Origin of the sequence: Mycobacterium sp. 852002-50816_SCH5313054-b (assembly GCF_001667185.1) — a bacterium.
Lineage (GTDB): Bacteria > Actinomycetota > Actinomycetes > Mycobacteriales > Mycobacteriaceae > Mycobacterium.
On record NZ_LZIC01000076.1, the window covers coordinates 16,584 to 35,537 of the forward strand.

19 protein-coding genes are annotated in these 18,954 nt (G+C 68.5%); 12 read left to right on the forward strand and 7 right to left on the reverse strand.

The genetic code is table 11. The annotated features are described in order from the left end of the window. Positions 1-19: 19 nt before the first annotated feature. Genes A5787_RS16715 through prfB form a run of 3 tightly spaced genes read right to left on the reverse strand, consistent with a single transcriptional unit; the run spans position 20 to position 2,581 of the window. Positions 20-499, reverse strand: a complete 480-nt coding sequence (locus A5787_RS16715) for a hypothetical protein (RefSeq protein ID WP_066968914.1) — start codon at positions 497-499, stop codon at positions 20-22. Beyond that, positions 496-1,479: a mechanosensitive ion channel family protein gene (locus A5787_RS16720; RefSeq protein ID WP_066968916.1), complete on the reverse strand. Its 984-nt coding sequence runs from the start codon at positions 1,477-1,479 to the stop codon at positions 496-498. Before A5787_RS16720 ends, A5787_RS16715 begins: the two co-directional genes overlap by 4 nt. Further along, positions 1,469-2,581, reverse strand: coding sequence for a peptide chain release factor 2 (gene prfB / locus A5787_RS16725; protein WP_066968918.1), 1,113 nt, complete (start codon positions 2,579-2,581; stop codon positions 1,469-1,471). Before prfB ends, A5787_RS16720 begins: the two co-directional genes overlap by 11 nt. Before the next feature lie 90 nt (positions 2,582-2,671). Here prfB and A5787_RS16730 point away from each other — a divergent pair, with 90 nt between their 5' ends. After that, complete coding sequence (locus A5787_RS16730; protein WP_066968920.1) at positions 2,672-4,033, forward strand: FAD-dependent oxidoreductase; 1,362 nt, start codon at positions 2,672-2,674, stop codon at positions 4,031-4,033. A gap of 9 nt (positions 4,034-4,042) precedes the next feature. Here A5787_RS16730 and A5787_RS16735 read toward each other — a convergent pair whose 3' ends face one another. Beyond that, the gene (locus tag A5787_RS16735) at positions 4,043-4,666 is read right to left on the reverse strand and encodes a response regulator transcription factor (RefSeq protein ID WP_066968922.1); all 624 of its coding nucleotides are present in this window, start codon (positions 4,664-4,666) and stop codon (positions 4,043-4,045) included. Between the two features lie 21 nt (positions 4,667-4,687). Next, a complete protein-coding gene (locus A5787_RS16740) occupies positions 4,688-5,485 on the reverse strand; it encodes a universal stress protein (RefSeq protein WP_066968924.1) in 798 nt (265 codons plus the stop codon). Between the two features lie 454 nt (positions 5,486-5,939). On the opposite strand from A5787_RS16740, the gene A5787_RS16745 reads away from it, so the two are divergent. Continuing rightward, on the forward strand, positions 5,940-7,088 hold the full coding sequence (locus tag A5787_RS16745; RefSeq protein ID WP_066968927.1) for a PPE family protein: 1,149 nt from the start codon (positions 5,940-5,942) through the stop codon (positions 7,086-7,088). Here the strand turns inward: A5787_RS16745 and A5787_RS16750 are convergent, their stop codons facing one another. Then, positions 7,089-7,418 carry a hypothetical protein gene (locus A5787_RS16750; protein WP_066968929.1) on the reverse strand — a complete coding sequence of 110 codons (330 nt, stop codon included), beginning with the start codon at positions 7,416-7,418 and terminating at the stop codon, positions 7,089-7,091. It abuts the gene before it with no gap. A 23-nt stretch (positions 7,419-7,441) separates the two neighbouring features. On the opposite strand from A5787_RS16750, the gene hisN reads away from it, so the two are divergent. From hisN to A5787_RS16765, 3 genes are all read left to right on the forward strand, one after another. After that, the gene (gene hisN, locus A5787_RS16755; RefSeq protein WP_066968932.1) at positions 7,442-8,221 is read left to right on the forward strand and encodes a histidinol-phosphatase; all 780 of its coding nucleotides are present in this window, start codon (positions 7,442-7,444) and stop codon (positions 8,219-8,221) included. Between the two features lie 92 nt (positions 8,222-8,313). Next, positions 8,314-9,720 carry an acyl-CoA dehydrogenase family protein gene (locus A5787_RS16760; RefSeq protein WP_066968934.1) on the forward strand — a complete coding sequence of 469 codons (1,407 nt, stop codon included), beginning with the start codon at positions 8,314-8,316 and terminating at the stop codon, positions 9,718-9,720. 32 nt (positions 9,721-9,752) lie between these two features. After that, the gene (locus A5787_RS16765) at positions 9,753-10,958 is read left to right on the forward strand and encodes an acyl-CoA dehydrogenase family protein (RefSeq protein ID WP_066968936.1); all 1,206 of its coding nucleotides are present in this window, start codon (positions 9,753-9,755) and stop codon (positions 10,956-10,958) included. On the opposite strand, the gene A5787_RS16770 is transcribed toward A5787_RS16765, so the two are convergent. Beyond that, entirely contained in the window at positions 10,951-11,808 is an 858-nt protein-coding gene (locus A5787_RS16770; RefSeq protein WP_066968938.1) for an oxidoreductase, read from the reverse strand. The two genes, A5787_RS16765 and A5787_RS16770, sit on opposite strands and share 8 nt — an antisense overlap. Positions 11,809-11,830: 22 nt before the next feature. Here A5787_RS16770 and A5787_RS16775 point away from each other — a divergent pair, with 22 nt between their 5' ends. The 7 genes from A5787_RS16775 (at position 11,831) to A5787_RS16805 (ending at position 18,953) form a co-directional block, all read left to right on the forward strand. Continuing rightward, positions 11,831-12,829 (forward strand): acryloyl-CoA reductase, encoded by a 999-nt coding sequence (locus A5787_RS16775; RefSeq protein WP_066968940.1) that lies wholly within the window; start codon positions 11,831-11,833, stop codon positions 12,827-12,829. A gap of 22 nt (positions 12,830-12,851) precedes the next feature. After that, positions 12,852-13,823 (forward strand): NADPH:quinone oxidoreductase family protein, encoded by a 972-nt coding sequence (locus tag A5787_RS16780; RefSeq protein ID WP_066968942.1) that lies wholly within the window; start codon positions 12,852-12,854, stop codon positions 13,821-13,823. Positions 13,824-13,977: 154 nt separating this feature from the next. After that, on the forward strand, positions 13,978-15,084 hold the full coding sequence (locus A5787_RS16785) for a homogentisate 1,2-dioxygenase (RefSeq protein ID WP_066968944.1): 1,107 nt from the start codon (positions 13,978-13,980) through the stop codon (positions 15,082-15,084). Next, on the forward strand, positions 15,081-16,256 hold the full coding sequence (locus A5787_RS16790; protein WP_066968946.1) for an alpha/beta fold hydrolase: 1,176 nt from the start codon (positions 15,081-15,083) through the stop codon (positions 16,254-16,256). The genes A5787_RS16785 and A5787_RS16790 overlap by 4 nt, the downstream gene beginning before the upstream one ends. Next, entirely contained in the window at positions 16,253-17,452 is a 1,200-nt protein-coding gene (locus A5787_RS16795) for a CaiB/BaiF CoA-transferase family protein (RefSeq protein ID WP_066968949.1), read from the forward strand. Before A5787_RS16790 ends, A5787_RS16795 begins: the two co-directional genes overlap by 4 nt. Further along, positions 17,449-18,342: a hydroxymethylglutaryl-CoA lyase gene (locus A5787_RS16800; RefSeq protein WP_066968951.1), complete on the forward strand. Its 894-nt coding sequence runs from the start codon at positions 17,449-17,451 to the stop codon at positions 18,340-18,342. Before A5787_RS16795 ends, A5787_RS16800 begins: the two co-directional genes overlap by 4 nt. Further along, positions 18,342-18,953 (forward strand): TetR/AcrR family transcriptional regulator, encoded by a 612-nt coding sequence (locus A5787_RS16805; RefSeq protein ID WP_066968953.1) that lies wholly within the window; start codon positions 18,342-18,344, stop codon positions 18,951-18,953. Before A5787_RS16800 ends, A5787_RS16805 begins: the two co-directional genes overlap by 1 nt. Position 18,954: the final 1 nt, after the last annotated feature.

Below are 18,954 nucleotides of genomic sequence, written 5' to 3' on the forward strand. Positions count from 1 at the left end.
ATTTCGCCGGCAAGCGAAGTCAGCTGGCCGGCGCCGGCGAACTCGGCGCCGGGCCGGGCCCTGGCTGTGGCAGCTGCGGCGGGGTCGGCGTGGGGCTGGTGCTCGGCGGACAGAAGGGCGCCGGCAGCAGGCACGGCAGCTGCGGCGGGGCGAACGGCGGCGGCGTCGTGGTGGTCGTCGTGGGCGGCGGCACGGTAGTGCTCGGCGGCACCGTCGTCGTCGGCGTCGGGGTGAACGTGACGGTTGCCGGCGGCTGCTGCACCCGGCTGCGCGGCACCCAGGTGTAGTTCGGGTCCGGCACGAAGCCCGGCGGCACCACCTGCGGGGCCGGGGGCTTGGCAGCCGGTTCGGGCCGGTAGGTGTCGTACACCCACCATGTGGCCAAGAACACCACTATCAAGATCAGCGTCGACGTGCGCATCCGGCCGCCGAACAGGTGGCTCCAGCGCCGTTGCGCTCCCCCGGCGCGCCGCTCGAGGATGTTCACGGTGAACTTCACCGGCCCCGCACCGCCGCATCGGCTTGTTCTTCGGCAGCCTCGGCCGCCGGGACCGAGGGATCGTCGACCAGACCGACCTTGGCGTCGGCCGCGGTCATGATTCCGACGCGGGCCAACGCTCGAATGACCAGGACGCGCAACTGCCGGCCGACCTCGAACTGCTTGCCGGGCAGGGTGCGGGCCACCATGCGCAGGGTGACGGTGTCGACTCCGATGCTTTCCACGCCCATCACGGTGGGCGGATCCAGCAGCAATTCGCCCAGCACCGGGTTGTCCATCGCGCGGTCGCATTCCTGGTGCAAGACCTCATTGACCCGGTTCAGGTCGGCGGTGGTCGACACCGGGATGTCCACCACGGCACGGGCCCAATCCTTGGACAGGTTGACCACCTTGACGATCTGCCCGTTGGGAATGGTCAACACCTCGCCATCCGGCGAGCGCAGCCGGGTCACGCGCAACGTCACGTTCTCGACCGTGCCGCTGGCCTCCGTAGCGGACACCACGGTCAGGTTGACCAGGTCTCCGAAGCCGTACTGCTTCTCGACCAGGATGAAGAACCCGGAGAGCAGGTCTCGCACCAGCTGCTGCGCACCGAAACCGAGCGCCGCGCCCACCACCGTCGCCGGCGCCACCAAACCGCTCACCGAAAACCGCAGCACGTCGGCGATCTGCAGCATGACCCAGATGCCGATGATCACGACCGAAACCCAGGAGATCACGGACGCCACGGCCTGGCGATGCTTGGTGGCCTCCGAGCGCACCAAGGCGTCGCTTTCGGCGAAGCCCAGGTCGAGCTTGCGGGTGACCTGCTGGGCCACCCAGTTGACGAAGCGGGCCGCGAGCACCGCCGCGATCAACACCATGACGATCCGCAGACCGCGGGTGATGATCCACTGACCGGCGTCGCCGCGCCAGAATTCGTGCCAGCCCAGCGCCTGTATCGAGGCGGTTGCGGCAGTAAATGTCGTGTTAGTCAGCATCTTTTCGATTGCGCCACCGGATCCCCGCTTCCAGGAATCCGTCGATGTCCCCGTCCAGAACCGCGGTCGGATTGCCCACCTCGTACTCGGTCCGCAGATCCTTGACCATCTGATACGGCTGCAGTACGTAGGAGCGCATCTGGTTACCCCAGGAGCTGCCGCCCTCACCCTTCAACGCGTCCAGCTCAGCGCGCTCTTCTGATCGCTTGCGCTCCAACAACTTTGCCTGAAGCACTCGCATTGCCGAGATCTTGTTCTGCAGTTGCGATTTTTCGTTCTGGCAAGTCACGACGATACCCGTCGGGATGTGGGTCAAACGCACCGCGGAGTCTGTGGTGTTCACCGACTGGCCGCCGGGGCCGCTGGACCGGTAGACGTCCACCCGCACGTCGCCTTCCGGAATATCGATGTGATCGGTGGTTTCCACGACGGGGAGCACCTCGACTTCGGCGAACGAAGTCTGACGCCGGCTCTGGTTGTCGAACGGGCTGATCCGGACCAGCCGATGGGTGCCCTGCTCGACGGACAACGTGCCATAGGCGAAGGGAGCATGCACCGCGAAGGTGGCGCTCTTGATGCCCGCTTCTTCCGCGTAGGAGGTGTCGAACACCTCGACCGGGTACTTGTGCTGCTCCGCCCAGCGGATATACATCCGCATCAGCATCTCGGCCCAATCGGCGGCGTCCACCCCTCCGGCGCCCGAACGGATCGTCAGCAGCGCCTCGCGCTCGTCGTACTCACCCGAGAGCAGCGTGCGCACCTCGGTGGCCTCTATATCGGCGCGCAGCGCCTTGAGCTCCGCGTCGGCCTCGGCGAGCGTGTCGGCGCCGCCCTCCCCCGCTTCGGCCGCCAGCTCGTAGAGCACCGGCAGGTCGTCGAGGCGCTGCCGCAGCGACTCGATTCGGCGCAGCTCGCCCTGCGTGTGGGACAGCTGGCTGGTCACGCGCTGCGCATTGGTCTGGTCGTCCCACAGCTTGGGATCGGACGCCTCGTGCTCCAGCTTCTCGATGCGGCTGCGCAAACCGTCCACATCGAGCACCCGCTCCACCGTGGTCAGGGTGGAGTCAAGGGCGGCGATGTCGGCTTGACGGTCGGGTTCCACAGGCGCCCACGTTACCAATGCTCAGGTCATGGCCCGGGTGCCAGCGTTTAGCATCAGGTGACCAGCCCCACACGAACAGAAGGCTCGAGGATGCGCCCATATCACGTCGCGATCATCGGCTCCGGACCGTCGGGATTCTTCGCCGCGGCATCGTTGCTGAAGGCCGCCGACGCCTCGGAGAACATCGACGTGGCCGTCGACATGCTCGAGATGCTGCCGACGCCCTGGGGGTTGGTCCGCTCCGGCGTCGCCCCCGACCACCCCAAGATCAAGTCGATCAGCAAGCAATTCGAGAAGACCGCGGAGGACCCCCGCTTCCGCTTCTTCGGCAATGTGGTGGTGGGCGAGCATGTCGAGGCGGCCGAACTCGCCGAGCGCTATGACGCCGTGGTCTATGCCGTGGGGGCGCAGTCCGACCGCGCGCTGAACATTCCGGGCGAGGATCTGCAAGGCAGCGTCGCCGCCGTCGACTTCGTGGGCTGGTACAACGCGCACCCGAGCTTCGAGCGCAGCACGCCCGACCTGTCGGGCACCCGGGCCGTTGTCGTGGGCAACGGCAACGTGGCGCTCGACGTGGCGCGCATCCTGGTCACCGACCCGGATGTGCTGGGGCAGACCGATATCGCCGACCACGCCCTGGAATCGCTTCGCCCCTGCGGTGTGGACGAGGTGGTCATCATCGGCCGGCGCGGACCGCTGCAGACGGCGTTCACGACGCTGGAGCTGCGCGAACTCGCGGACCTCGAGGGGGTCGACGTCATCGTCGACCCGGCCCAACTAGAGGGCATCAGCGACGAGGACGCGGCCGCGGTGGGAAAGACGACGAAGCAGAACATCAAGGTGCTGCGCGACTACGCCCAGCGCGCCCCGCGGCCCGGCCATCGCCGAATCGTCTTCCGATTCCTGACTTCTCCGATCGAAATCAAGGGTGACGGCAAGGTGGAGAGCATCGTGCTCGGCCGCAACGAGCTGGTCAGCGACGAGAGCGGGCGGGTCGCGGCGAAGGACACCGGCGAGCGCGAGGAGCTGCCGGCTCAATTGGTGGTCCGGTCGGTCGGTTACCGCGGCGTGCCCACCCCGGGTCTGCCGTTCGACGACAAGAGCGCGACCATCCCCAACACCGACGGCCGGGTGGATGGCAGCCGCAACGAGTACGTCGTCGGGTGGATCAAGCGCGGACCGACCGGTGTGATCGGTACCAATAAGAAGGACTCCCAGGAGACCGTCGATACCCTGCTGGGTGACTTGGCCGCTGCCGAGGAACTCGCGGACTTCGACGACGACCACGCCGACAAGCTGGTGGACTGGCTGGCATCGCGTCAGCCGAAGGTGGTCACCTCCGCTCACTGGGAAGTCATCGACCGCCACGAGCGGGCCGCCGGCGAGCCCCATGGGCGCCCCCGCGTCAAGCTACCCAGCCTCGCAGAGCTGCTGCGGATCGGACACGGCTGATCGGGCGGCTTAGAACCATTGGCGGTCGAGCGTGTACGGGTAGCGGGTCACACCCAATTTGACCAGCACACGCGACACGCGTTTGCGCACGAGGTCTTCCGCCAACCTGGTCCGCTCGGCGATCTGCCTGTCGGTCAGGCCGTCACCGAGCAAGCTCAACAACGCGCGGTCCCGGTCGTCGAGGCCCCAGCGCCCGTCGTTGTCCTCGGCGATCCGCCACACCCTCTCCATCAGCGCGGCCGTGGCCCGCGGGTCGAGTAGAGATCGCCCGGCGCCGACATCCTTGACGGCGGAAGCCAATTGCATGCCTTTGATGTCCTTGACGACATATCCGCTGCCGCCGGCAAGGATCGCATACAGCATCGCCTCGTCAGAGCTATGCGACGTCAGGATCAGGCAGCGCAGATCCGGCATGGACGACCGGAGATCGCGGCACAGCTGGACACCGTGCCCGTCGGGCAGCCAGTCGTCGACTACGGCGACATCGGGACTGGCCACGGGAATCTTGGACATCGCCTCGGCGACGGATCCGGCCTCCCCCACGCAGTCGAGTTCGGGGTCCGCACAAAGCAAGTCGATCAGGCCGCGCCGCACCGCCTCATGATCGTCGACCAAAAAGAAACCTAGGCTCATCCAAGTCGCGCCCGCACGCCGCTAGAGATTGCTCGAACGCGTGGCGAGAATGGAATTCCCGGCGTTGTGCGCGCCGCACAGGTCGTAGCACGCGCGCGCGTCGGTCACGAAAAGCTGCTCCGGCTCCGGATTGGCGGCCAGATACTCGTCGACGCTCCCCCGCACGACGGCGGATTCGACTTGCACGTCGGGGTACTGCCGCGTCCACCGGGCAATCCGGCGTCTCAGCAGCGCCTGCGCAGAACGTTTCGCCTCAACGTCGTCCGGCCCCGCGGAACGGGCTACCGCAATTGCGCGCAGCGGGGCTCGCCGCAGTCGCGCCTCCTCGAAGGCTTGGCGCAGCACCCCGGCGTTGTCGGCTTGCACGGTGACGCGACTGACCTTGGCGGCTGCCCGCCTGCCCGACGGGCGGCGGATGACGGCGACCGGGCACAGCGCCGACGCTGCCAAGCTCGCAGAAAGGGAGCCGACGCCATGGGCGGCATGATTGAGCCCGATGGACCCGACACACATCAGCACCGCCGACCTGGACTCCTCCATCATGCTGACAAGCGGCCTGCCCCAAAGGATTTCGGCTTCGACCTTCGCCGGCTGCCCGGTGGCCTCGACCGCGCGTCGGGCGTCCTGCAACGCCGAACGGGCGGTGGCCAACCGGCCCTCGCGGTCCCCGGTTGCGTGAGTTTCTGACGGCTCGATCACGTAAACCAATCGCAGCGGTATGTCGCGGCTCACCGCCTCGTCGACCGCCCAGCGCGCAGCGGCAATGGCCGCTTTCGATCCGTCGACGCCGACGACGACGCTCGGAGCTGAATCACCCATCGGGGTCTCCTGCGCTGCTCGGAACTGCCAATACGGTTACGGCCCACCCGTACGTTATTGGCCTGGAACGGGGTTTACCCAGGGGCGTTGGATTCACAAATGGGGGCCATTGGCCCCTATCAATGGCTCGGGAAACCGGCGCGAACCCGTGGAGAGGCCGGCCTCACAATTCGACGGTGGCCTGCGGCGCCCCGACATATGGCGGGGTATCGGCGTTGACCCCGGCTATCCGAAAGGCGATTCGCCGATCGCGGCCAGCCGGCGCGGCCGCACTCGGACATTTTCAGGGGGCTGCCGCCGATGCCCCCGACACGGTCGGATTTGGCCGAAATTTCCGGTACAGACCCGCAGCGGCGCCTACATTCTTATCACCACCGCCACTGCGGCGGAGGCGGACACGCTGCCGAATCGGGACCGGCACGGTTCACCACGTACACCAACAGGGAGACCTGACATGGATTACGCCTTTTTTCCGCCCGAAATCAATTCCGCTCGCATTTACGGTGGCCCGGGGTCCGGATCGTTGTTGGCCGCGGCCGGCAGCTGGGACTCGCTGTCCGCCGAATTGGGCACCACAGCCGAGACCTATGGCTCCGTGCTCTCGGCCCTGACCACCCTGCACTGGCACGGACCGGCGTCGGCGGCAATGACCGCCTCGGCGACCCCGTACGTGGAGTGGTTGACCACCACCGCCCAGCAGACGAAACAGACGGCCATGCAAGCCAGGGCCGCGGCGGCGGCATTCGACCAGGCCTTCGCCATGACGGTGCCCCCGCCGGCGATAGCGATCAACCGCGCGCAGCTGCAGGCGCTGATCGCGACGAACTTCTTCGGCCAGAACACCGCGGCGATCGCGGCCACCGAGGCCCAGTACGCCGAGATGTGGGCCCAGGACGCCACTGCGATGAACGGCTACGCCGTCAGCTCGGCGGCCGCTTCCCGGTTGACGTCGTTTGCGTCCCCCGCGCAGAACACCAACCCGGGCGGGGTCAACGAGCAGACCGCCGCGGCCAACCAGGCGGCCGCCGACCCGTTCGCCACCATCTACTCGCTATTGCAGGGGTTGAGTACGCAGCTATCGAATGCCATAGGCAACCTTCTGAACCTCAGCCCCATTCCGATCAGCACAAACCCGCTCAGCGTGCTCGACTCCATACAGCTCCTCAATACAGGGATCCAGGGGACCGCAGCCATGGGATCGATGCCGTCGTTGCTCACCAGCGCGCAGGCCAACTTGGCCTATCTATCCGGCGTCGGGGCGCCTGCACCCGCGCTCGGGCCGATCGGGCTCGGGCAGTTGCAGGGTGCGGCCAGCGCAACGGGGGTCGGCGGCCTGCCCAACGCGGTCACGGTGAGCATGGCCCGGGCGAATGCGATCGGGCCGATGTCGGTGCCGGCCAGCTGGTCCGCGCCGTCGACCACTAGGGTCGCTGCGCTGCAGCCCGCAGGCCTGACCACGCTGCCGGGCACCGACGAGTTGGCCGGGTCCGGTTACCCGGGCGTGCCTGGGATGCCGGCGGGCACGATGGGGCGGGCCTCGGGCGTCCTGCCGCGCTACGGGACCCGGCTCAACGTGATGACGCGCCCGCCCGCGGGCGGCTAGCTAGGCGGCCGGCGGTGCGGCCGGCGCGAACCGCCAATTGTCGGGATTCTTGGGCGAATACACCACCGGGAGGAGCTGGCCCATCGTCGGCCAGCGGTCGACGTCGACCGCCATGCGCTGATAGACGGCGTACTCACTGACGGTCGGCCCGTTGATGACGCCGGCGATGGTGACGAATTGCTCGCCGGTGGCGGCCGGCCGCGGGCTGACCCCGGTCACCAGCAGCGTCCCGCTCGCCAGCTCGCCGCGCGGGCCGCGCGGGAGGAACCGCTGGGCAAGGGCTACCCCGAGGACCGCCACGAGGAGGATGAGCACACCGAATTCCCACACCTGGCCATGGTAGGACTGCTCCCATGAGTCGCGAGGATCTGACGCTGGCGCTCGCCCTGGCCGACCGCGCCGACGCGCTGACCGCCGCCCGGTTCGGGGCGCTCGACCTGCGCGTCGACACCAAACCGGATTTGACGCCGGTGACCGACGCCGATCGCGGCGTCGAGGTCGACCTGCGCGACGTGCTGGGGCGCGAACGGCCGGACGACGGCGTCGTCGGCGAGGAGTTCGGCGGCACCGCCAGCTTCAGCGGGCGGCAGTGGATCATCGACCCGATCGATGGCACCAAGAACTTCGTGCGCGGCGTGCCGGTGTGGGCCAGCCTGATCGCGTTGCTCACCGACGGCGTCCCCTCGGTCGGCGTGGTGAGCGCGCCGGCGCTGCGCCGGCGTTGGTGGGCGGCGCGGGGAAACGGCGCGTTCGCCACCGTCGACGGCAGCCCGCCGCGGCAGTTATCGGTTTCCTCTGTGGCGCAGCTGGATTCGGCGAGCCTGTCGTTCTCCAGCCTGTCGGGGTGGGCGGACCGCGGCTTGCGTGATCGCTTCATCGGGCTGACGGATGAGCTGTGGCGGGTCCGAGCCTTCGGCGACTTCTTGTCCTATTGCCTGGTCGCCGAGGGCGCGGTCGACATCGCGGCCGAACCGGAGGTGTCGGTGTGGGATCTGGCGCCGCTCGACATCTTGGTGCGCGAGGCGGGCGGGAAGTTCACCGCCCTGGACGGGACCGCGGGCCCGCACGGCGGCAGCGCCGTGGCCACCAACGGCCTGTTGCATGACCAGGTGCTTTCCCGCCTGCGGGCCTAGTCTTTGTGAATTAGTTAACACGCAGTCCCATCTATCTTACTCCGGAGTAAGATAGAGATATCCGCATTGCCCCAACGACAGAGGCTGCTGAAATGACCGAGACCTCCGGTTCAAAACAGACTTCGAAGGCCACCCGCCCACGCTTGAAGAGACGCGGCCGCAAGACCGGGGTCGGACTGCAACCGCACAAGCGGACCGGCATCGACCTGACCCTGGCGCTGCTCACCCCGCTCGTCGGCCAGGAGTTTCTGGACAAATACCACCTCCGCGACCCGCTCAACCGGGGGCTGCGCTACGGCACGAAGACGATCTTCTCCACCGCCGGCGCCGCGACCCGCCAGTTCAAGCGGGTGCAGAACCTCCGGGGTGGGCCGACCCGGCTCAAGTCCAGCGGCAAGGACTACTTCGACCTGATGCCCGACGACGAGCAGAAGATGATCGTCGAGACCCTCGACGAGTTCGCCGAGGAGGTGCTGCGTCCCGCGGCGCACGACGCCGACGAGGCCGCGACCTACCCGCCCGACCTGATCGCCAAGGCCGCCGAACTGGGCATTACCGCGATCAACATCCCCGAGGACTTCGAGGGCATCGCCGCCCACCGCTCCAGCGTCACCAACGTGCTGGTGGCCGAGGCGCTCGCCTACGGCGACATGGGTCTGGCGCTGCCGATTCTCGCGCCCGGGGGCGTGGCGTCCGCGCTCACCCACTGGGGCAGCGCCGATCAGCAGGCGACCTACCTGCACGAGTTCGCCGGCGAGAACGTCCCGCAAGCCTGCGTGGCCATCGCCGAACCGCAACCTCTGTTCGACCCCACCCGGTTGAAGACCACCGCGGTGCGCACCCCGAGCGGCTACCGGCTCGAGGGCGTGAAGTCGTTGGTGCCCGCGGCGGCCGACGCCGAGCTGTTCATCGTCGGCGCCCAGCTGGACGGCAAGCCCGCGCTGTTCATCGTCGAGTCGTCCACCAAAGGTCTTGCCGTCAAGGCGGATCCGAGCATGGGAATCCGCGCGGCCGCCCTGGGTCAGGTCGAGCTGTCCGGGGTGTCGGTGCCGCTGAGCGCCCGGCTGGGCGGGGACGAAGCCTCCAGCGACGACTATTCGGAGGCGATAGCGCTGTCCCGCCTGGGCTGGGCGGCGCTGGCGGTCGGCACCTCACACGCGGTGCTCGACTACGTCGTCCCCTATGTAAAGGAGCGCGAGGCCTTCGGCGAGCCCATCGCTCACCGGCAAGCCGTGGCCTTCATGTGCGCGAACATCGCCATCGAATTGGACGGACTGCGGTTGATCACCTGGCGCGGCGCCGCCCGCGCCGAACAGGGCCTGCCGTTCACCCGCGAAGCGGCGCTGGCCAAGCGGCTCGGCACCGACAAGGGCATGCAGATCGGCCTGGACGGCGTGCAGCTGCTCGGCGGCCATGGCTACACGAAGGAACACCCGGTCGAGCGCTGGTACCGCGACCTGCGGGCCATCGGCGTCGCGGAGGGCGTCGTCGTCATCTGAGTAGTTATCTAACACGAGCCGAAAGTTCAATCATGGCAATCAATTTGGAACTGCCCCGCAAGCTGCAAGCGGTGGTCGTCAAGACGCACCAGGGCGCTGCGGAGATGATGCGACCGATCGCGCGCAAGTACGACCTGAAGGAACACGCCTACCCGGTCGAGCTGGACACCCTGTTCAACCTGTTCGCGGGAGCCTCGGAATCAATCGAATTCGCCGGCGCCGACGCCCTCCGAGACGAGGACGAAGACCGCGGCACGAACCACAACGGCGCCAACATGGCGGCGCTGCTGCAGACCTTGGAGGCCTGCTGGGGCGACGTCGCGATGATGCTCTCGGTCCCCTATCAGGGTCTGGGCAATGCCGCCATCTCCGCGGTCGCCACCGACGAACAGCTAGAGCGCCTGGGCCAGGTGTGGGCGGCGATGGCCATCACCGAGCCCGGCTTCGGATCCGACTCGGCGGCGGTGTCCACCACCGCCAAGCTGGACGGCGACGAGTACGTCATCAACGGAGAGAAGATCTTCGTCACCGCGGGCTCGCGCGCCACCCACATCGTCGTCTGGGCCACGCTGGACAAGGCGGCGGGCCGCGCGGCGATCAAGTCGTTCATCGTGCCGCGCGATCACCCCGGCGTCACGGTCGAACGCCTCGAGCACAAGCTCGGCATCAAAGGGTCCGACACCGCGGCGATCCGGTTCGAAAACGCCCGCATCCCGAAGGACAACTTGTTGGGCAACCCCGAAATCGAGGTCGGCAAGGGCTTTTCCGGTGTGATGGAGACCTTCGACAACACTCGGCCGATCGTCGCCGCCATGGCCATCGGGGTCGGCCGCGCCGCGCTGGAGGGGATCCGCAAGATCCTCACCGAGGCCGGCGTCGAGATCTCCTACGACCGGCCGTCACACGCCCAGAGCGCGGCCGCGGCCGAGTTCCTGCGGATGGAGGCCGACTGGGAGGCTGCCTACCTGCTGTCGCTGCGGGCGGCGTGGCAGGCCGACAATAAGATCCCCAACTCCAAAGAGGCGTCGATGAGCAAGGCCAAGGCCGGCCGGATGGCAAGCGACGTCACCCTCAAGTCCGTCGAATTGGCAGGCACCGCAGGGTATTCCGAGCAGTCCCTGCTGGAAAAGTGGGCGCGCGACTCCAAGATCCTGGACATCTTCGAGGGCACCCAGCAGATCCAGCAACTGGTGGTCGCCCGTCGCCTGCTGGGGCTGTCGTCATCCGAACTCAAGTAGCGACGGCGCCCAGCCGCTCGCGGGTGTCCTCGTCCAGCTCGATGGACGCGACGTCCATGTTCTCCTCCAGGTGCCGCACCGACGAGGTGCCCGGAATCAGCAGCACGTTGGGCGCCACGCTCAGCGTCCACGCCAGTGCGACCTGCGCGGGCGTGCGGCCGAGCCGCTCGGCGGCGGCGGTCACCAACTGGTGACTCAGCACCGGGTTCGGCCGCGCGAACGCCGCCCCCAGGGGGAAGAACGGGACAAACGCGATCCCCTGCCTCGTGCACTCTTCGAGCACGGGGGCAGCGCCGCGGTCAACAAGATTGAAAGCGTTTTGCACACAAACGATTTCGGTGCGACCCAAGGCGTGCAGCAAATGCTCACGGTTGATGTTGCTCAGCCCGATCCCGGCGATCAACCCCTCGTCGCGGGCCTCGATCATCACCGAGAGCTGATCGTCGAACAGGTGATCCGGCCCGTCGCTGTCGAACAGCCGCAGATTGACCGCGGCCAGCCGGTCGACACCCAGGGCCCGCAGGTTCGTCTCGATGTCCCGCCGCAAGTCGCCGGGCTCGCCCACCGGTAGCCAGGCGCCGGCGTCGTCGCGGCGACCGCCGACCTTGCTCACCAGCGCCAGGTTCTCCGGGTAGGGGTGCAGCGCCGCGCGGATCAGCTCGTTGGCGACGTCCGGGCCGTAGAACTGGGCGGTGTCGATGTGGTCGACGCCGAGCTCGACGGCCCGCCGCAGCACCGCCAACGCCTCGGCGCGGTCCCGCGGCGGCCCGAACGCGTTGGGGCCGGGCAGCTGCATCGCGCCGAAGCCGATGCGCCCGACGGAAAAGCCACCGAGTGGAAAGGAATCCATGGGGTGAGGTTAGCGTCGTCGTATGGACACGTTTCACGCGCTCGTGGCGCGCCAAGATGGTGACCGGATAAGCGCGTCGGTCGAGACGCTGAGCGCCGAGGACCTCCCGCCCGGCGAGGTGACGATCCGGGTGGAGTACTCGAGCGTCAACTTCAAGGACGCGCTGGCGCTGACGCCGGGCGGCGGCGTGGTCCGCAATTATCCGGTGGTGCCGGGCATCGACCTGACCGGCGAGGTCGTCGAGTCGCACTCCCCCGACTTCGCCGTCGGCGACAAGGTGCTGGCCCACGGGTACGCGATCGGCACCGGCCACCACGGCGGCTACGCCGAATACGCGCGGCTGCCGGCCGACCAGGTGGTGGCGCTCGGCGACCTGACGCCGCGCGAGGGCGCCGCGATCGGGACCGCCGGCTTCACCGCCGCGATGAGCGTGCAGGCGTTGATCGACTGGGGCCTCGAACCCGGCGCCGGGTCGGTCGTCGTCACCGGCGCCTCCGGCGGCGTCGGGTCCATCAGCGTGGATCTGCTGGCCGCCGCCGGCTACCGGGTGGTCGCATCGAGCGGTAAGGAGCAGGCGGCCGGACTGCTGAAAGAGCTTGGCGCCGCGGAGGTTATCGGGCGGTTGCCCAAGGACCCCGACGCCAAGCCGCGGCCCCTGGCCAAGACGCGCTGGGCGGGCGCGGTGGATTGCGTGGGCGGGGCGACCCTGGCCGATGTGCTCAGCGCCGTCGACTACGGCGGGGCGGTGGCCTGCAGCGGCCTGACCGGTGGGCCGGCGTTGCACACCACCGTGATGCCGTTCATCCTGCGCGGCATCGCGCTGCTCGGGATGGACTCGGTGCTGATGCCGATCGGCCGGCGCCGCAAATTGTGGGCGCTGCTGGGTGATTCGTTGCGGCCGCGTCACCTGGAGGCGGTGGTCAGCGACGTGGACGTCAAGGACGTCGTCGGGGTGCTCGATCAACTGCGCGCCGGCGCCTTCTCCGGCCGCGCCCTGGTGCGGGTCGCCGGCGGATTTTGAGTCGGCAGTAGGCTGTCCGACCATGCGGGCTGCACGGGTGACTCGGCTGGATGGTCCGGACGCGATCGAGGTGGCGGAGGTCGAGGAACCCTCGGGTGACGGCGTGGTCGTCGACGTGTACGCCGCGGGCGCGGCCTTCCCCGACGCGCTGTTGACCCGTGGCCTCTACCAGTACCGGCCGGAGCCGCCGTTCGTGCTCGGGGCCGAGATCGCCGGCGTGGTGCGCTCCGCGCCGGAGGGCGCCCACGTGCAACCCGGCGACCGGGTCGTCGGGCTGACGATGCTGTCCGGGGGCATGGCCGAGGTCGCGATCCTGCAGCCCGACCGGGTGTTCAAGCTGCCGGACAACGTGAGCTTCGAGGCCGGGGCCGGGCTGCTGTTCAACGACCTGACGGTGTACTTCGCGCTGACCGTGCGGGGCCGGCTGGCCCAGGGCGAGACGGTGCTGGTGCACGGCGCCGCCGGCGGCATCGGGACGTCGACGCTGCGGCTGGCGTCGCTGCTCGGGGCGTCGCGCAGCATCGCGGTCGTCAGCACCGAAGACAAGGCGGACGTCGCGACGGCGGCCGGCGCCACCGATGTGGTGCTGGCCGAGGGGTTCAAGGACGCGGTCAAGGAGCTCACCGGCGGCCGCGGCGTCGACGTGGTGGTCGACCCGGTCGGCGGCGACCGGTTCACCGATTCGCTGCGCTCGCTCGCCCCGGGCGGCCGGCTGCTGGTCATCGGCTTCACCGGCGGGGAGATCCCGACCGTGAAGGTGAACCGGCTGCTGCTCAACAACATTGACGTGGTCGGCGTGGGCTGGGGAGCCTGGGCGGGGACGCACCCGGGCGCGCTCGCCGAGCAGTGGGCCGGGCTGGAGGCACTGCTCAGCTCGGGCCGGCTGGCCGCCCCGAGGCCCGAGGTCTACCCGCTGGAGCGGGCCGGCGCGGCCGTCGCATCGCTCGAGAATCGCACGGCCAAAGGGAAAGTTGTGGTGCGCGTTCGCGATTGAGGCGCGGCGACACATAAACGTTTGCGACGACACGCCGACGCGGTGCGCAATGGATTATGTCTCGAGGAGTTGGGGCGCCGAGCACCTTGTGCTGCCGGTAAACAAAAAGTAATGTCACTTTCAGTTTCGTAGCCCCGCCGAGCTTGGAGTCTCCATGGAATCCTTCGTTCACCTGCGAAAAGGGAAAACACCGCGACGGCTGCACGCCGACCTCGACGGGCTCAAGGACGACGAACTGGGCCGGGGCGGGTTCACCGGCCGGACCGCGAACATGTACCGCCGCAACGACCCCACCGCCTATCGGGCCGTCGGCCCCCTGCGACCCGTCGACGTGCTCGCCGGCGAGCTCAAGCCCAGCGACGCCACCGACGCCGACGGCGGGCCGCTGCTGATGTTCAGCAACGACGACTGCCGAATCTCGTTGAGCCGGCGCCACGAGCCGATGCCGTTCTACGCCCGGCACATCGACGGAGATCTGCTGTGCTTCGTGCACCGGGGAGCGGGCCTGCTGGAGACCGAGTTCGGGCCGCTGCGCTACCGGGAGGGCGACTGGGTCTACATCCCGAAGGCGTGCACCTGGCGCCAGCTACCCGATAGCGAGACCACCCTGCTGATGATCGAGGCCAGCGACGAATTCCGGGTGCCGCCACCCGGCGCGCTGGGCCGCCACTTCCCGTTCGACCCGTCGCAGGCCACCATTCCGGAGCCGGCCCCGATCGGCGACGACGAACGCGACGAGTACGAGGTCCGGCTCCTCCACCGGCCTATTGGGGATGGCGGCCCGACAACGCTGTTCTACCAACACAATCCGCTGGACGTCGAGGGCTGGCGCGGCGACAACTTCGCGTTCACCTTCAACATCGCCGACTACAACGTGATCACCTCGGACAGCGTCCACCTGCCGCCCACCGTGCACCTCTTCATGCAGGCCACCGGCGTCTACGTGATGAACTTCCTGCCCAAGCCCGCCGAGGGCGTCGCCGGCACCGAGCGTACGCCCTGGTACCACCGCAACGTCGACTACGACGAGATCGCCTTCTTTCACGGCGGATCGCTGTACGGCATCCCGATGCCGCCCGGGCTGATCACCCATGCGCCGCAAGGGGTTCACCACGGCGCCCCGGAGAAGGCGCGGGAACGTGCGCGCCGCAAGTTCGACGAACATTCGCGGGTGGACTGGCAGGTGATCGCCGTCGACACCCGCCGCCGGCTGACACCGTCGGCCGAGGTGCTCGCCCACGACCTGGGGCAGCACTCGTGAAGCACGACTACGACCGAATCCCGTATCTGGTTGCCTTCCAGAACAATTCCGCGGTACGCGACGTCTACGGCGGGCTGGCCGAGATCACCGTCCTGGAAAGCTATCTGCTCAAGCCGAAAGCCAAGCCGTCCGACACCGTGCTGGTCTTCATGCACCCGATCGGTGGGGGCGCGTACCTGCCGATGATCAACGCGCTGGCCCGGGCGGGGCACCACGTCATCTACTGCAACAGCCGGTTCCGCGGCACGGATTCGGGGCTGCTGATGGAGAAGGTGGTCGAGGACCTCGGCGAGTGCATCAAGGACGCCAAGAACCGGCTGGGCTACTCCCAAGTCGTGCTGGCCGGGTGGAGCGGCGGCGGCTCGCTGTCGATGTTCTACCAGCAGCAGGCCCAGAAACCGACGATCACGGCGAGCCCGTCCGGCGACGGCCCCGACCTCACCAAGCTGGACCTGCCCGAGGCCGACGGGATCATGCTGCTGGCCGCGCACATCAGCCGGCACGGCACGCTGACCGAATGGCTGGACGCGTCCATTCTCGACGAATCCGATCCCACCAAGCGCGATCCCGAGCTGGACCTGTACGACCCGGACAACCCCAACCAACCGCCCTACAGCCAGGAATTCCTGGAGCGCTACCGGCAGGCGCAGATCGACCGCAACCGGCGCATCACCGCGTGGGTCAAGGAAAAGCTCGCCGAACTGAAGGCCTCCGGACGCCCCGACGAGGAATTCTGCTTCGTCGTGCACGGCACCATGGCCGACCCGCGCTGGCTGGACCCGGCCGTCGATCCTAACGAACGCACCCCGGGGACCTGCTATCTGGGCGATCCTCGAGTGGTGAACATGAGCCCGGTCGGGTTGGCCCGGTTTTCGACGCTGCGCGGCTGGCTGTCGCAATGGAGCTACGACGACGCCCGCGGCGACGGCGTGGCGTGTGGGCGCGATCTTGCGGTCCCGGCGCTGGTCATCGGTAACCTGGCCGATGACGCCTGCACGCCCAGCCACACCCGACGGCTCTTCGAGGCGATCGGGCACCCCGACAAGGAGATGCACGAAATTCCCGGCGCCACACACTATTACGCGGGTCCCGACCAACGGGACAAGCTGCGGCACGCCGTCGAGGTGGTCACCGACTGGCTGGTCCGGCACGACTTCGCGGGCGCCGAATGACAGGTGCGTTGGACGGCATCCGGGTGCTCGAGCTGGGCACCCTGATCGCCGGGCCGTTCGCCGGCCGGCTGCTCGGCGACATGGGCGCCGACGTCATCAAGGTGGAACCCCCCGGCGCCCCGGACCCCCTGCGGACCTGGGGCCAGGCCGAACTGGACGGACACCACGTCTTCTGGACCGTGCACGCGCGCAACAAGAGGGCCATCACCCTCGACCTGCGCAAGCCACGCGGCCGCGAGCTGTTCCTCGACCTCGTCGCGAAATCCGACATCGTGGTGGAGAACTTCCGCCCGGGCACGCTGGAGAAATGGAACCTGGGCTACGACGCGCTCAGTGAGCGCAATCCGGGCATCATCCTGGTGCGGGTGTCCGGCTATGGGCAGACGGGGCCCGAGGCGCACAAGGCCGGCTACGCCTCGGTGGCCGAGGCCGCCAGCGGCCTGCGGCACCTCAACGGCTTTCCCGGCGGTCCGCCGCCCCGGCTGGCGCTCTCGCTCGGCGACAGCCTGGCGGGCATGTTCGGCGCCCAAGGCGCGCTGGCAGCGCTGTACCGTCGCAGCGTCACCGGGCACGGACAGGTGGTCGACGTCGCGCTGACCGAATCGTGCTTGGCGGTCCAGGAATCCACGATTCCCGACTACGACGCGGGCGGCGTGGTGCGCGGTCCGTCGGGCACCCGGCTGGAGGGCATCGCGCCGTCCAACATCTATCGCACCGCCGACGGCTCCTGGGTGGTGATCGCCGCCAACCAGGACACGGTTTTCGCCCGCCTGTGCAAGGCCCTGGGGCGCCCGGAACTGGCCGCCGACGACCGCTTCGCCACCCACGGCGCCCGCGGCCGCAACCAAGACGAACTCGACGGGATCATCGGCGCGTGGGCCGCGGAACGCGAGCCCGGTCAGATCATCGAAACGCTGTCCGCCGCAGGGGTGATCACCGGACCGATCAACACCGTCGCGGAGGTGGTGAACGACCCGCAGCTGCGGGCCCGCGGCATGCTGGTCGAACACTACGACGAGCGGGTGCGGCGCACCGTGCTGGGGCCGGGCGTCGTGCCGGTGCTCTCGGAATCCCCGGGCGGTGTCCGCAACGCGGGGCCGGCGCGCCCGGGCCAACACAACGACGACGTCTACATCGGGCTGCTGGGCAAGACCGCCGAGGAGCTCGACGGGCTGAGGGCCGAGGAGGTGCTATGACCCACGTGAACATCCGTGAGGTTTCGCTGCGCGACGGCCTGCAGATCGAAAAGCCAATCCCGTTGGCCGCCAAGCTGGAATTGCTGGCCGCGGTCGCCGCCACCGGGGTGCGCGAGGTGGAAGCGACGGCGTTCGTGTCCCCGTCCAAGGTGCCCTCGATGGCCGACGCCGCCGAACTCGCCGCGCATCTGCGCGACTACCCCGAGATCGAGTTCTCCGCCCTGGTGGCCAGTCCGAACGGCGCCAGGCGCGCCGTCGCCGCGGGACTGCGGTCGATCGAGTACGTGGTGGCGGCGAGCGACGCGTTCAGCGAGGCCAACGTCGGGCGGCCCGCCGCCGAGGCCACCCGACAGATCGAGGAGATCGTCGCCATCGCCCACGACGCAGGCGTCACGGTCGAGGTCATCGTCGCCACCGCGTGGGACTGCCCTTTCGAAGGGCCGACCGCGCCGCAGCGGGTGCTCGATATCGGTGCGGCGGCGCGCGAGAGGGGCGCCGACCGTTTCTCGATCGCCGACACCATCGGCACCACCACCCCGCGGCGCGTGACTTCGCTGATCGCACAACTGCGTCCGGTGATCGGCGACATGCCGCTGGGCGGGCATTTCCACAACACCCGCGGCACCGGCCTGGCCAGCGCCTACGCCGCGGTCGGCGCCGGGGTCACCAGGCTCGACGCCTCGGTGGGCGGGCTGGGCGGCTGCCCGTTCGCGCCCGGCGCCACCGGCAACATCGCCACCGAGGACCTGGTCTATTTGCTCCGCGACAGCGACATCGGCGTCGACGTCGACCTGCCGGCCGCCATCGCGGCCGCCGAAGTCGCCAAATCCGTTGTGGGCCATGACTTGCCGAGTGCACTGCTGCGCGCCGGCGACCGAATCCGGAACTGATGCCCACCGAAAACCTGACCGCCAAGGGCCGCCAGACCAGGCAGGCCATCGAACAGGCAGCCCGAAAACTGTTCGCGGAACGCGGCTTTCACGGCACCACCCTGGCCGACATCACGTCGGCGGCCGGCAAGTCGTCCGCCGTGTTCTACCGGTACTTCGCCGACAAGGAAGACCTGTTGGCCGTGCTGGCGGAGTCGTTTCTGCACGAGGTCGTCAGGCCGTCCGGGTTGAGCGTCGAGCCGCCGGAATCGCCGGATGACGACGCGTTTTTCACCGGGGTGGTGACCGGGTACTGGAACATGTTCAAACAGAACATCGGCATCATGATCGCCGTGGCCCAGCTGGCCGCCACCCAGCGACGCTTCGCGACCGTCCAGAACGAATTCCGGCGCTTCGGCATGGACATCGTGGCCGCGTCGGTCCGGCGCGCCCAGGAACACGGTTACGGCGCCGAGCTCAACCCCGAACACACCGCGGCGGCCATCGCGCTGTTGTTCGAGAACTTCACCACCGTGTTCGTCGGACCATCGGGCCTGGGCCTGCAGATCTGCGACGAGGACGCCATCGCCACCCTGTCCACCATTTGGAAGAAAACGCTTTACGGCGCGTAAG